The organism is Streptomyces sp. NRRL WC-3618, assembly GCF_001280005.1.
Taxonomy (GTDB): Bacteria; Actinomycetota; Actinomycetes; order Streptomycetales; family Streptomycetaceae; genus Streptomyces.
The window spans coordinates 89,395-103,158 of the sequence record NZ_LGDW01000028.1 but is presented as its reverse complement, the minus strand read 5'-3'; the positions used below and the strand labels follow the sequence as shown (position 1 = coordinate 103,158).

The 13,764-nt window shown below is 69.9% G+C and carries 10 protein-coding genes, 1 tRNA gene and 1 pseudogene; 5 read left to right on the top strand and 7 right to left on the bottom strand.

The genetic code is table 11. From position 1 onward, the window contains the following. Nucleotides 1-131: 131 nt before the first annotated feature. A complete protein-coding gene (locus ADL01_RS04790; protein WP_053740615.1) occupies nucleotides 132-668 on the bottom strand; it encodes a GNAT family N-acetyltransferase in 537 nt (178 codons plus the stop codon). A gap of 184 nt (nucleotides 669-852) precedes the next feature. Here ADL01_RS04790 and ADL01_RS04785 point away from each other — a divergent pair, with 184 nt between their 5' ends. The 5 genes from ADL01_RS04785 to sthA all read left to right on the top strand — a co-directional run bounded on the left by ADL01_RS04785 (nucleotide 853) and on the right by sthA (nucleotide 6,569). After that, nucleotides 853-1,803, top strand: a complete 951-nt coding sequence (locus ADL01_RS04785) for an ATP-binding protein (RefSeq protein WP_053740614.1) — start codon at nucleotides 853-855, stop codon at nucleotides 1,801-1,803. A 120-nt stretch (nucleotides 1,804-1,923) separates the two neighbouring features. Beyond that, nucleotides 1,924-2,316: an SCO5389 family protein gene (locus ADL01_RS04780; RefSeq protein WP_053740613.1), complete on the top strand. Its 393-nt coding sequence runs from the start codon at nucleotides 1,924-1,926 to the stop codon at nucleotides 2,314-2,316. 116 nt (nucleotides 2,317-2,432) lie between these two features. Further along, entirely contained in the window at nucleotides 2,433-3,437 is a 1,005-nt protein-coding gene (locus tag ADL01_RS04775) for an RNA polymerase sigma factor (protein WP_053740612.1), read from the top strand. 303 nt (nucleotides 3,438-3,740) lie between these two features. Then, the gene (locus tag ADL01_RS04770; protein ID WP_053740611.1) at nucleotides 3,741-5,051 is read left to right on the top strand and encodes a DUF3533 domain-containing protein; all 1,311 of its coding nucleotides are present in this window, start codon (nucleotides 3,741-3,743) and stop codon (nucleotides 5,049-5,051) included. 114 nt (nucleotides 5,052-5,165) lie between these two features. Next, a complete protein-coding gene (gene sthA / locus ADL01_RS04765) occupies nucleotides 5,166-6,569 on the top strand; it encodes a Si-specific NAD(P)(+) transhydrogenase (RefSeq protein ID WP_053740610.1) in 1,404 nt (467 codons plus the stop codon). A gap of 125 nt (nucleotides 6,570-6,694) precedes the next feature. Here the strand turns inward: sthA and ADL01_RS04760 are convergent. The 6 genes and pseudogenes from ADL01_RS04760 to ADL01_RS04735 form a co-directional block, all read right to left on the bottom strand. Next, a tRNA-Leu gene (locus tag ADL01_RS04760) sits at nucleotides 6,695-6,779 on the bottom strand. Between the two features lie 126 nt (nucleotides 6,780-6,905). Beyond that, nucleotides 6,906-7,221, bottom strand: a pseudogene (locus ADL01_RS04755) (FCD domain-containing protein); the annotation flags it as partial. A gap of 116 nt (nucleotides 7,222-7,337) precedes the next feature. Continuing rightward, nucleotides 7,338-8,372, bottom strand: coding sequence for a sugar phosphate isomerase/epimerase family protein (locus tag ADL01_RS04750; RefSeq protein ID WP_053740608.1), 1,035 nt, complete (start codon nucleotides 8,370-8,372; stop codon nucleotides 7,338-7,340). A gap of 46 nt (nucleotides 8,373-8,418) precedes the next feature. After that, complete coding sequence (eboE, locus tag ADL01_RS04745; protein ID WP_053740607.1) at nucleotides 8,419-9,588, bottom strand: metabolite traffic protein EboE; 1,170 nt, start codon at nucleotides 9,586-9,588, stop codon at nucleotides 8,419-8,421. 194 nt (nucleotides 9,589-9,782) lie between these two features. Next, complete coding sequence (locus ADL01_RS04740) at nucleotides 9,783-11,159, bottom strand: ThuA domain-containing protein (protein ID WP_053740606.1); 1,377 nt, start codon at nucleotides 11,157-11,159, stop codon at nucleotides 9,783-9,785. 12 nt (nucleotides 11,160-11,171) lie between these two features. Next, the gene (locus ADL01_RS04735; RefSeq protein ID WP_053740605.1) at nucleotides 11,172-13,667 is read right to left on the bottom strand and encodes a PQQ-dependent sugar dehydrogenase; all 2,496 of its coding nucleotides are present in this window, start codon (nucleotides 13,665-13,667) and stop codon (nucleotides 11,172-11,174) included. Nucleotides 13,668-13,764: the final 97 nt, after the last annotated feature.

Sequence of the window (13,764 nt, the reverse complement as noted above, 5' to 3'; positions counted from 1 at the left end):
CTCAGTTCCGTAAGAAGGGTGGGGTGGGTGGGGTGGGATGGCGCGGACAAGGCCCGCACAGAAATCGGAGAGTATCTGATAATCATTTCCAATAGCCAGCCCGGGTCAGCCACCCGACGATCACCCGACGATCACCGGGTCAGCGGAACCTCGAAATGCAGGACGCTCTGCCCGCCGCCCGCACCCCCACGTTCGTCGTGCACGACCTTGCCCAGCGACCGCCAGAACCCCTCGGCGCCGGCCACCGCCGGATCCGTGTGCAGATACACGGCGCGATAGCCGCCGTCGGCCGCGGCGAAGGCCAGCAGTTCGCTCACGAGCCGCCGGGCCAGACCGCGCCTGCGGTGCTCCTGACGGACGTACACCCGGCGCAACTGGGCGGTGGCGCCCGAGGGATAGCACTCGGCGACCTGGCGCGGGTTCGGCGGATGGAGGGGGCCGCGCGAGTCGAGGGCGGCGGTGGCCACGACGCTCGCGTCGCGCTCGTCGACCGCCACCAGGAGGGTGTGGCGGGCGGGCGCGAGGTAGGCGGACACCGGGTCGATGATGTCGCCGTGCCAGCGGGGCACGTAACCCGTGCCGAAATCGCGGTACACGGTGTCGAGCATGACGGCTCGCGCGCCGTCGAGGTCGTCGGGCGTTGCCGTCCTGATGCAGTAATCATGCACCTGCACATCATATGCATTTAGGTTGATCGAACAAACGCTCGCCAACTGCACGCCACCGCTGCCCAGTTGGCGGCGAGGCGATTTGACAGCACCCCGGGTGCCGCATAAAAACTTGCCACATGACATTCATTTTCAAAACAGCTGCCGGGAAGCCGGCTGCCGCAGAACGAGAAGCGGCCCGGTAATGCGCGTCGCGTTCGTCGGCAAGGGCGGCAGCGGCAAGACCACGCTGTCCGCCCTGTTCTCCCGCCATCTCGCACGTTCCGGCGCGCCCGTCCTCGCCATCGACGGCGACATCAACCAGCACCTGGCCCAGGCCCTCGATCCGGTCGGCGGCGAGGCCTTCGCCGCGCCGCCACTCAGCGCCCACCTGGGTGACATCAAGGACTTCCTGCGCGGCACCAACCCGCGTATCGAGTCGCGCGAGGCCATGGTCAAGACGACCCCGGCCGGCCGGGGATCACGGCTGCTGCGCCCGCTCGGCGACGACGAGCTCCACCAGCGGCACGTCCAACGCGTGGGCGGCGTACCGCTGATGGCGACCGGCGCCTTCGAGGAGAGCGACCTGGGCGTGGCCTGCTACCACTCCAAGCTGGGCGCGGTGGAGCTCTACCTCAACCATCTCGTCGACGGCCGCGGCGAGTACGTCGTCGTCGACATGACCGCCGGCGCGGACGCGTTCGCCTCCGGACTGTTCACCCGGTTCGACATGACGTTCCTGGTCGCCGAACCGACCCGTAAGGGCGTCTCCGTCTACCGCCAGTACCGCGACCACGCCCGCGAGTTCGGGATTCCGCTCGCGGTGATCGGCAACAAGGTCACCGGCGAGGACGACCTGCTCTTCCTCAAGGAGGAGACCGGCGACGACCTGCTCACCCACCTCGTCCAGTCCAGTTGGGTGCGCGCCGCCGAACAGGGCCGCGAACAGGGCGAGTTGGAGGCGCAGAACCTGCATGCCCTGAACCTGCTCCGGGACGCGGTGGACGCCCGGCCCAAGGACTGGGCCACCTTCCAGCGGCACGCCGTCGAGTTCCATCTGCGCAACGCCCGGGCGTGGGCGGACCGGGCGACGGGCCTGGACCTCGCCGAGCAGGTGGACCCCGAGTTCACGCACGGGCCCTCCGCTCTCACCTGAACACCACGCCTCTCATGCACCACACGCATCTCCCCTGAACAACACGCAAGAGACCGCAAGAGACCTCCCGCACGAGACCGCGCGAGACCGCACGAGAACCAGAGAACAGGACACCCCTTCATGTCGCTCGACGTCTCCCCCCAGCTCCTCGCCGAAGCCGAGCAGGGTGACATCCCTGAGGACGCCTTCGTCGAAACCGTCCGCACCTCGCTCCCCTATGCCTACCGCCTCATCTCCGATCTCGCCGCCGAACTCCAGGGCGGAACCGCCGAGTTCGCCGACAACCAGACCCCGCCGCCCTCGGAGCAGGAGCGCGGTCAGCTGCTGCGGGCGCTCGCCAGTGACGCGATCCGGGGGAGCCTGGAGCGGCACTTCGGTATCGCGCTCGCCTTCCAGAACTGCCACCGGGTCGCCGCCTTCCACCCCGGCGCGCGTAGCGGCGCGACCTACGCCCGTTTCACCTCGCCGCGCTCGCAGGTCCTCAACCAGTCGCCGGAGTTCCGGGACTGCTGACTGCTGACGCTGTGGCGGCCGGGTGATTGCCCGGGGCACTGCGGAACACGGGGCGGTCCAGGCGCGTTCCCCTACGGGACGTTCCCGCGTGCACTCCTGGAGAGGAAGTGAGCACGATGGCGGCCGACACCGAGGTGACCGACGTGTTCGACCCGGCCGCCGAGGACGAGAGCGACGCTCCCCTCCCCCGGCTCGCCACCGGGGGCGGTTCGGTCGACCAGGTGCGGGACTACCTCCGGCTGATCTCCCGCGTCCGCCTCCTCAGCGCCGAGCAGGAGGTCGACCTCGCCAAACGGATCGAGGCCGGGGTGTACGCGCAGTACAAGCTGGTAAATGAGCCGCCCGCGGCCGCCGCGCTCCAACGGGAGCTGGAGCTCCTCGCTGAGGACGCGGAGCGCGCCAAGGACCACCTCATCGAGGCGAACCTGCGCCTGGTCGTGTCCGTCGCCAAGCGCTACACGGGCCGCGGGCTGCTGTTCCTGGACCTGGTCCAGGAGGGCAACACGGGCCTGATCCGGGCGGTCGAGAAGTTCGACTACACGAAGGGCTTCAAGTTCTCGACGTACGCGACCTGGTGGATCCGCCAGGCGCTCTCGCGCGCGCTGGCCGACCAGGGCCGCACCATCCGCATCCCCGTGCATCTGGTCGAGGTCATCAACCGGGTGGCCCGCACCCGCCGCGAGCTGATCCAGGACCACGGCACGGAGCCCTCGCCGCAGGAGCTGGCGGAGAGGGCGGGCGTCCCCGTGGCGCGGCTGTCGGAACTCGCCGCCTACACCAAGGAGCCCGTCTCGCTGCACACCACCCTCGGCGAGGACGGGGACGGCGAGTTCGGCGACCTGATCGAGGACCGCGACAGCGTCACCCCGATGGACATGGTCACCTTCCTGCTGCTCCAGGAGACCATCCGGTCCATCCTCGCGGAGATGACCCCACGGGAGGCCGGGATCATCTCCCTGCGTTACGGCCTGTCCGGCGGCCGGTCCAGAACCCTGGAGGAGATCGGCCAGGTGTACGGCGTGACACGCGAACGCATCCGCCAGATCGAGTCCAAGACCATGTCCAAGCTGCGCCACCCGTCCCGCTCCCAGGTACTGCGGGACTATCTCGACGCCATGTGAGGCGGCGGTCCTCCGCTGGGTAACGGGCTTCAGTCGGCGCCGAGTTCGACCATTCCCTCCGGCTGCTCACCGCGGACGTGAGCGGCGGCCGACGCCGGTCCTGCGAACAGGGCCCCCTGCCGTGCCGGGTGTTCACCCCGGGGACGTAGTCTCCCGCTCGGCGAGTCGCTGACCCTGCTGTGCCGCCGTACGCACGATCCTGGTCCGGCAGGCGGCAACCCGTCGGCACCTCGCCGGTACCTCGCCGAAACGACGACCGTCTCCCCGTACGGTCCCGAACCGCTCCAGAGCCACCGGAGAACCATGGCAACCGACGACACCCCGTCCGAATCACCGTCCCCCGCACCCTCCCCCGCCACCGGCGGCCAGGCGCGTGCGACCGCTCTGCTGGGGCGGCCCAAGCTGTGGCTGCTGCCCACCGTCCTGACCGGGCTGCTCGCGCTGCTGCTGTCGCTGCTCTACATGGGCGGCATCGTGAGCCCCAACCGCGATCTGCACGACCTGCCCATCGGCATCGTCAACGCGGACCGGGGCGCGCCGCTGCCCGGGCAGAAGGAGAATCTGGGTGCGCAGATCACCAAGGCGATCACCACCGACACGTCGGGCGGCGACAAGGCCGAGTGGCGTGAACTGAGCCTCGCCCGGGCCCAGGACCAGCTGGACGCGGGCAAGCTCTACGGCGCGCTGGTCGTGCCCGACGGCTTCACCGCCTCGATCGCCGCGCTCACCGGCACCGACGCCGCCGCCCGCCCGGCGCTGATGGTGCTGACCAACCCCGGCAAGGGCAGCCTCGGTTCCTCCCTCGCCAGCCAGATCACCACGCAGGCCGCGCACCAGGCCTCGCAGACCATCGGAAAGCAGCTGACGGCGAGTGTGCGGGGGGCGAACGCCACGACGAAGCTGCTGCTGGCCGACCCGGTCACGGTCACCCCGCAGGTCGGCCACCCCATCGGTACCCACAGCGGCCTCGGCCTCAGCACCTTCTACTACACGCTGCTGCTCGTGCTGGCCGGATTCCTGGGCGCCAACGTCATCAGCAACGGGGTGGACACCTCCCTCGGCTACGCCGACAACGAGATCGGCCCCTGGCACACGCGCCGGCCCACCGTGCCCATCAGCCGGACCCAGACGCTGCTGCTGAAGATGGGCATGACCGCCGGGATCTCCCTCCTGAGCGTCTCCCTGATCATGGTCGCCACCGTCGGCATCCTCGACATGGACTCCGCTCACCTGCCCCTGCTGTGGCTGTACTCGTACTGCTCCACCCTCGCGGTCGGCCTCGGCGTCCAGGCCATCAACACGGCCTTCGGCGGCATCGGGCAGCTCGTGTCGATGTTCGTGTTCATCGTCCTGGGCCTGCCCTCGTCGGGGGCCACGGTCCCGCTCCAGGCGGTGCCGGACTTCTACCGCTTCCTGTCCGTCTTCGAACCCATGCGGCAACTCGGGGACGGCGCCCGCGCGATCCTCTACTTCGACGCCCGCGGGGACGCGGGGCTGACCCGCGCCTGGATCATGATCGCGGTCGGCACCGCGCTCGCCCTGCTCTTCGGCTTCGCGATGGCCCGCTACTACGACCGCAAGGGCCTCAAACGCCTTACTCCGCAGCCCTCCTGAGCCCAAGTCCGCAGCCTTCCTGAGCCCAAGACAGCACCGGAGGCGCGGTGTTGAGATCAGCAGTTGCCCGTTCACCCTTTCGGTCAGTGGCCCCGGACTGACAGACTCACGAGGGTGCCCGACTTCGACATGCTTGTCATAGGATCCGGCCCGGGCGGCCAGAAGGCTGCCATCGCGGCAGCCAAGCTCGGCCGCCGGGTCGCCGTCATCGACCGCCCCGACATGGTCGGTGGGGTCTCCATCCACACCGGCACCATCCCCTCCAAGACGCTGCGCGAGGCGGTGCTCTACCTCACCGGCCTCACCCAGCGCGATCTGTACGGCCAGAGCTACCGCCTCAAGGAGGACATCACCGTCGCCGACCTGACCGCGCGCACCGAGCACGTGGTCAGCCGGGAGGTCGATGTCATCCGCAACCAGCTGTCCCGCAACCACGTCTCCCTGTTCGCCGGCAGCGGCCGCTTCGTCGACGACCACACCATTGCGGTCGACGAAGTCAACGGCAACGAACGGCTGTTGACCGCCGAGCACATCGTCATCGCCACCGGGACCCGGCCCGCCCGCCCGGACACCGTCGAGTTCGACGAACGCACGATCATGGACTCCGACAACGTGCTCAACCTCGAAGGTGTGCCGCGTTCCATGGTCATCGTGGGTGCCGGGGTGATCGGCATGGAGTACGCATCGATGTTCGCGGCCCTGGGCAGCAAGATCACGGTGGTCGAGCGGCGCCCCGGGATGCTCGACATGTGTGACGTCGAGGTGATCGAGTCGCTCAAGTACCACCTGCGGGACCTGGCCGTCACCTTCCGCTTCGGCGAGACGGTCGCGGCGGTGGAACGCCATTCCCGGGGCACCCTCACCGTCCTGGAGAGCGGCAAGAAGATCCCTGCGGACGCGGTGATGTACTCGGCGGGCCGCCAGGGTCTCACCGACGGACTCGCCCTCAACAAGGCCGGGTTGTCCGCCGACCGGCGCGGGCGGATCACGGTCGACGAGCACTACCGCACCGAGGTGCCTCACATCTACGCCGTCGGCGACGTCATCGGCTTCCCGGCCCTCGCCGCGACGTCGATGGAGCAGGGCCGGGCGGCGGCGTACCACGCGTGCGGCGAGCCGGTCGACCGGATGCACAACCTCCAGCCCATCGGCATCTACACCATCCCCGAGATCAGCTTCATCGGCCGGACCGAGGACCAGCTCACCGAGGAGAGCATCCCGTTCGAGGTGGGCATCTCCCGCTACCGCGAACTGGCCCGGGGCCAGATCATCGGCGACTCCCACGGCATGCTCAAACTGCTCGTCTGCCCCGAGACCCGCAAACTCCTCGGCGTCCACTGCTTCGGCACGGGAGCGACCGAGCTGATCCACATCGGCCAGTCCGTGATGGGCTGCGACGGCACGGTGGACTATCTGGTCAACGCGGTCTTCAACTACCCGACGCTCGCGGAGTCCTACAAGGTCGCGGCGCTGGACGCGACGAACAAGCTGCGACAGCTCGACCGGCTGCGGGACTGAGCCACCGCCACTCGGCCGGGCCCGCACGAAGGGCCCGGCCTGGGCGGAAGCGGGTCCCCGACGGCGCAACGACAGAGGCACCCGCTCCCGGCTGTGAGCCGGAGGCGGGTGCCTCTGTTTCTGTGTGTCCGAGGGGGGACTTGAACCCCCACGCCCGATAAAGGGCACTAGCACCTCAAGCTAGCGCGTCTGCCATTCCGCCACCCGGACAAGGTGTCTGCCGCTTCGCGGGGGTGTTCCCCGCAGCGGCACGACCAACAATACCAAGCTTTCGGAGTGGCTTTCACCTGCATATCTCTCACCCAGAGCGACCGCACGACTACGGGGCGCCCGGCGCTCGCTCGCGGCTGCCTCGGTCTCCGTCGCGCACCGCTCGTCGCCGTCGGCGATCGCCGCGATCAGCTCACGGTGCTCGATCCACCACTGCTGTCCGGACTGCCGGGCGACCGGCGTGCAGTACCAGCGCGACCCGTCGCTCGACCTGCGCGGCCGGCTCGGCGAGGACCGTGGCGCCGGTCGACTCCATGATCTTCGCGTGCGGCCGGGCGTTCATGGCGACCGTGCCGTCCACGTCGCCGACGGCGAGGGCGCACTCACCCTCCGCGCCCAGCTCCTCCAGCGCGGCGACGGACGCGGCACCCGCGCCGGCGGCGACGTGCGGTCCGACCGGGCTCGCGGGGCCCGGCGGCGGCGCCCGGCAGGACCGCAACGATTGTGAGGGCCCTCGCGGGGTTCCGGGAGGGCCCCCTCACCTCTGCACGGCCGCCGTCAGCACCTCTCGCGCAGCGAGTGGAGGTGCGCGCTGGAGCGGCGCGCGAAGGTGAAGGACTCGGTCGGGTTGTCGTGCTCGACCTGCCAGTGGTGGGCCAGACGCTCACCGCGCAGGCGGGTCACGGCGGAGATGAACCGCCGGTAGTCGATGTCTCCGTCGCCGACGTCGGTCATGCGGTAGCCGTACTGGTTGCTCGGGTCGCTCACGCCGTCCTTCACGTGGAAGAGCGGGTAGCGGTGGGGCTGCCTGAGTATGTAGTCGAGCGGCTCGAACGGCGCGGGGGTGCCGTCGGGGCGCTTGGAGAAGCGGAACTGGCCCGAGTACGCCCAGAAGATGTCCATCTCCAGGTACACGAGCTCGGGATCGGTCTCGGCGAGCAGTACGTCGTAGAGCCGGACCCGCGGGTTGTCGGTGGCGAAGGAGAACTCGTCGGAGTGGTTGTGCTGGTAGAACTTCATGCCGCGTGCCCTGGCCGCCGCGCCGTACGTGTTGAACTCCTCCGCCGCCCGCTTCCAGGCGTCGACGGTGGAGCCATAGCGAAACGGCCCGGAGGCGGTGCCGATGTGCTTGAGGCCGAGGGCCTGGGCGTCGTCGAGAACCTTGTCGAGGTTCTGCGCGAAGGTGTACGCGTTCGGGTCGTCGGCGTAGTAGCCGACGTGGCTGCCGATCGGGTTCAGGCCGTTGTCGCGCGCCAGTCGCCTGAGCTGGGCGAGGGTGATGGGGCCCGCCGAGCCCTGGGTGTATCCGGCGAACTCGACCTCGTCGTAGCCGTACTTCCTCAGCTCGGCGAAGACGGGTGCGAAGCCCAGCGTGGAGACCTTGTCGCGCACGCTGTACAGCTGGATGCCGAGCCGGCCGGGCGGCAGGACGGGCCGGCCCCGGCCAAGGGCAGCCGTCGCGGTGGCGGCCCCGGCAGGGGCGGCCGCTGCGCCCAGCAGCGCGGCGGCGGTCGCGCCGGCGGCCACACCGAGCATGTTTCGTCTGCTGAGGCGGTGGGTGAGTTCGGGGTCCGTGTGGTGGGTGCGGCTCATGCCTGGAACTCCTCTGGATGTCGGGGCTTCGTGGGCGGGCGGGGACTCATGGCAGTTCCTTCAGGCCCAGGTCGGTCAACAGGTCGCGGGTGAGGGCGAGTTCGGCGGCGATGCCGTCGGCGAGCCGGGCGCGGGCGCGGGGCCGTAGTGCGGGCGGGAGGGCCCGCCAGGTGTAGGTCTCGACCTCCAGGTGCCGGGTGAGGGGGTGCGGGCCGCCGACGAGCCGGGTCAGCGCGGACTCGAGGACGGGGAGCGTGGAGGTGAGGGGTGCGGCGGGGGCCGCGTGGAGCGGGACGTGGAAGTGGGCGCGCCATGGGGAGGCGTCGGGCAGGGCGTCGCCGTGGAGGGCCTCGCCCAGGTCGTCCGTGCCGCGCAGGCCGGCGGCGGTGGCCGTGCGGGTCTGGTGCAGGAAGCGGGGTTCGTCGAAGGCGGCGAGCGCCTCGCGGACTTCGGGGAGATGGGGGTGTTCGGCGTGCAGGGCGGCCGAGAGCTGGGACTTGACGACGGGGACGCGGGCCTGGGTGAGCGCGTCCAGGGCGGTGTGCGGATCTTCGAAGGAAGTGGCGAGGTGGCAGGTGTCGACGCAGACGCCGATGCGGTGGTGGCCGATCTTGCTGAGCGGGGCGATGGCGTCTGCGGTGGTCTCGAGGGTGCAGCCGGGTTCCGGTTCCAGGCCGATACGAATGGAGCGGCCGGTGAGTTCGGCGAGGGCGTCGAGGCGTTCCGCGAGGGTGACCAGGGCGGTCAGGGCGGTGGTCGCGCGCTCGTCGTCGTAGGGGGTGCGCCAGGCGAGCGGCAGGGTGGAGATGCTGCCTTCGGTGACGTCGTCGGGGAGGAGACCGGCGAGTACCCGGGCCAGGTCGGTGGTGTGGGTGAGCCGCTCGGGGTCGGCCCAGTCCGGCTTGTAGACGCGGTACTTGACCTCTTCGGCGCCGTAGCCGTCGTAGAGGAAGCCGTTGAGGGTGACGACTTCGAGGCCGCGCCGGTCGAGTTCGCCGCGCAGGCCGCGCAGGGCGGCGGGGTCGATGACCAGGGCGCGGGCCGCGTCCCTGGCCAGCCACAGGCCGATGCCGAGGCGGTCGCGGCCGAGGCGTCGGCGTACGGGTTCGCAGTGGTCGCGGAGTTGGGCGAGAACGCCGTTGACGGTTTCGGCAGGGTGGACGTTGGTGCAGTAGGCGAGGTGGACGAGGGAGCCGTCCGGGTGGCGGAAGCGCATCGGTCACTCCCCGCCGCGCGGGACGGAGTCGCCCTCGCGGCGGGAGAGGGGGCTGTCGGACGTCGGGGTGCCTGGGCCGGGGTGGGGCTGGGTCATGGGGGTGCTCCCTTCGGCCGAGGGGGAGGCGTGGCAAGGGAACGGGGGGGGAGGGGAAGGCGGCGGGCGGAGGTCCGGCGTCCTCCGCCCGTCGCCGCTCAGTGGCCCGTGGCGGCCGTGGCGGCCGGGCTCGCCGGTGCGTTCGCGGGGAGTCCCTTGATGCGGATGTCCCGGAAGGACACCTGGTCGTCGGCTCCGTGGTTCTGGATGCCGATGTGGCCATCCCGCAGGCTGCGGGCCGGATCGGTGTTGGTGAAATCGTTGATCCGTACGCCGTTGAGCCAGACGCGGAGGCGTTCGCCCTCCACGCGGATCTCGTACGTGTTCCACTCCCCCGGCGGATTCAGCGCGCGGTCGCGCTTCTTCAGGTCGGCGGAACGGAAGCCGTACACGGCCCCGGTGGTGCGGTCGGGGGTGTCGGTCGCGTCGATCTGGATCTCGTAGCCCTTGTCGACCGCCGACCACGGGTCGTCCGAGGGCGGGAAGCCCACGAACACACCGGAGTTGTCGTCTCCGCGGGCCTTCCAGTCGAGCTTCAGCGAGTAGGCGCCGAAGCTCCGGCCGGCGTACCAGAGCAGGCCCATGCCGCCGGACGACGTCAGCGTGCCGTCGTCGGAGACGGTGAAGGTGCCGGGGCCCGCTTGTTTCCACCCGTCCCGCGAGGTGCCGTCGAAGAGAGACTGGTAGCCGTTCTCCGGGCGGCAGTCCGCCTGTGCCCTGCCGGTGGCCCAGCGCAGACCGCCCAACAGGTGCTGTCTGAGCGCCGGTTCGGCGTACGCGGACGACAGGTGGCCGACGCCGGTGTAGAAGGAGCGGCCGCCCGCGTAGTTCTGGCACCAGGCGATCGGGTGGTCGCCGTTCATCGTGCCGCCGGTGTAGGACGACTCGTCGAGGGAGGCCAGGACGTGCACCGAACTGCGGGGATTGGAGCGGTAGTTGTACCACTCGTCGGTACGGTTCCACTCCGTGCCCAGGCCCGAGGTCGCCGGGTGGGCGCGGTCCTCCACCTGCGTCCGGGCCGGCTGGATCGCCGGGTGGCCCTGGAAGTAGGCGCCGACCAGGCCGCCGTAGAACGCCCAGTCGTACTCGGTGTCCGCCGCCGCGTGGATGCCCACATAGCCGCCGCCATGGTGGATGTAGCCCTCGAACGCCCCTTGTTGACCGTCCGTCAGTACATCGCCGGTCGTCGAGAGGAAGACGACGGCTGCGTACCGGCGGAGGTTCTTCGGGGTGAACGCCGCCGCGTCCTCCGTCGCGTCGACCCTGAAACCAGCGCTCGCACCGAGCTCCTTGAGTGCCGTGATGCCGTCGGGGATGGAGTCGTGGCGGAAGGCCGCCGTCTTGGAGAAGACCAGCACCCGGTCGGTGTGCCGTGGGGCGGGCTTGGAGGCGGCCGGGGTCGACATGCCTCCGAGGAGCAGAGCCGTGCCCACAACAGCGGTGACAGTTAACCCTGTTCGTCCCGTTGATCGCATGGCGCGCTCCCCTCAGCCGGTGGTGAAGGCGAAGTCGTCCACCTCGTACAGATCACCGCTCGCCGCTCCCTTGAAGACCAGGTAGAGCGTCGTCGTGCGATGCGGGGCGTGGGACAGGCTCGCGGTGACGTCCTGGTAGGTGTCCCAGCCGCCGGTCGCCGGTACGGTCGCGCGGCCCAGCACCCTGCCGGTCGGGGAACCCGCGCGGACCTCCAGCTTGCCGCCCGCGCCGGCCGAGGCGACGCGTGCCGTGAGCGACGTGGCGTTGCTCAGGACGTACGGCTTGAAGGCGATCCAGTCACCGTTGTCGATGTCGCCGACCGTCTTGCCGCCGCTCGCCGATTCCCGTGAACTCACTGCTGTACCGGAGGAGTTGTTGAAGTGCTCCGCCTGACGGTGGGTGGGCTGGACGACGTTCTGGTCATGGGTGGTCAGGGGTGCCTGGCCGCCGCCCCCGAGGTCGGTGTACTGGGCGTCGATGACCCCGAAGATGTTGGCGTTCGGGTCGTGGCCGCCGTCGGCGCTGGTCTGGATGGTGCCGGAGCAGCCGTTCGCCGAGGTCTGCGGGTGGCCGTGGCTGTCGTGACCGAGGATGAAGGTGACCTCGACCTTGGTGCAGTCGATGGTCCGGCCGTCCTCGCGGTCGGAGACCTTCACCTTGAACGGGATCGCGTCGCCGAACGCGAACAGCTGCCCATCCTGCGGGAGTTGGAGAAGCACCTTGGGCGCGGTGTTGCCGACGACGACCTGGACGCTCGCACCGCCCGTGCGGCCGGTGGTGTCCTTCACGGTCACCGTCGCCGTGTACGTCCCGTTCTTCTTGTACTTGTGGGTGGGGTTCGCCGAGGTGGATGTTGTGCCGTCGCCGAAGTCCCAGCTGTACGTGAGGGCGTCGCCGTCCTGGTCGGAGGTGCCGGCGGAGGAGAACTTCACCTTCAGCGGAGCCGGTCCGGAGGTGACGTCCGCGGCGGCCTGGGCCACCGGGGAGTGGCCGTCGGTGGCGTTCTCGATGCGGTACAGGGCGGAGTGCTCGTCACCGCCGAACCACGAGACGCCGTAGTCGAGGACGTACAGCGCGCCGTCCGGCCCGAAGGCCATGTCCATCACCTGGGTGCCGGTCCACGGAATGTCGTTGATGGACTGCACGGTCCCGTTGGCGTCGCTGCTGATCCGCTTGATCCACTGGCGGCCGAACTCACCGGCGAAGAAGTCGCCGTCGTACGCCTCCGGGAACTTGACCAGGGAGTCAAGCGAGGGGTCGTAGTGGTAGACGGGCCCGCCCATCGGTGACTCGGAGCCGTCGCCGAACTCCGGTAGGGACGCGCCGTCGTAGGGGATCCAGGCGGGCTGCGCCGGGGGAAGGTCGGTCAGGCCGGTGTTGTGGGGCGAGGTGTTCCTGGGGGCGGCGCAGTCGAAGGCGGCGCCCGAGGCCTTGGTCGCGAAGTCGTAGTCCACGTAGGGGTCGTTGGCGCCGGTGCAGTACGGCCAGCCGAAGTTGCCGGGGCCGGTGACGCGGGCGAACTCGACCTGGCCCGCGGGTCCTCGGGCCGGGTCGGCGGCGCCCGCGTCGGGGCCGTACTCGCCGATGTAGAGGATGCCGGTCGCCTTGTCGACGCTGAAGCGGAACGGGTTGCGGAAGCCCATCGCGTAGATCTCGGGGCGCGTCCGGTCCGTGCCGGGGGCGAACAGGTTGCCGTCCGGGACGGAGTACGAGCCGTCGGCGTTGACCTTGACGCGCAGGATCTTGCCGCGCAGGTCGTTGGTGTTGCCGGCCGAACGCTGGGCGTCGAAGGCCGGGTTACGGTTCGCGCGCTCGTCGATGGGGGTGAAGCCGTCGGACTGGAAGGGGTTGGTGTCGTCGCCCGTCGACAGGTACAGGTTGCCCGCCGCGTCGAAGTCGATGTCGCCGCCGACATGGCAGCACAGGCCGCGCGAGGCCGGCACGTCGAGGATCTTCTTCTCGCTGGCGTTGTCGAGGGTGCCGTCGGCGTTGAGGACGAACCGGGAGAGCCGGTTGACGCCGTCGAAGGGCGCGAAGTCGGCCGCGGTGCCCGTCTCGGGGGCGTCGCCCGCCGGGGTGTTCAACGGGGGTGCGTAGTAAAGGTAGATGAAGCGGTTGGAGCTGAACTGCGGGTCCACGCCGATGCCTTGGAGGCCCTCTTCGTCGTGGGAGTAGACGTCGAGCTGGCCGGCGAGCCGGGTGTTTCCGGCGGCGTCGGTGATGCGGAGTTCGCCGTCGCGTGAGGTGTGCAGGACCGAGCGGTCGGGGAGGACGGCGAGCGACATGGGCTCGCCGACCTCCGGTTCGCCCTTGGCGAGGGTGACCTGCTGGAAGTCCTCGACCGCGGCGGGCTCGGCGACGGCTGCGCCGGCCTGGGGCGCGACCAGGGTCAGGGACGCTCCGGCGAGCAGAGCGCCCGTGATCAGGGCGAGCGCTCTGCGGAATCCGGGGTGTCGTCTGCGGCTCTTGTTTCTACCGGTGCGGGTGGTGCTGATCTTGGCGTGCACGAATGCCTCCAGAACGAAAGCTCGTGGTACATGCGGGTGCGGCTCGTGGTACCTGCGGGTGCGATACGCCGGGGTGCGCCGTCACCCCGGAACAGTC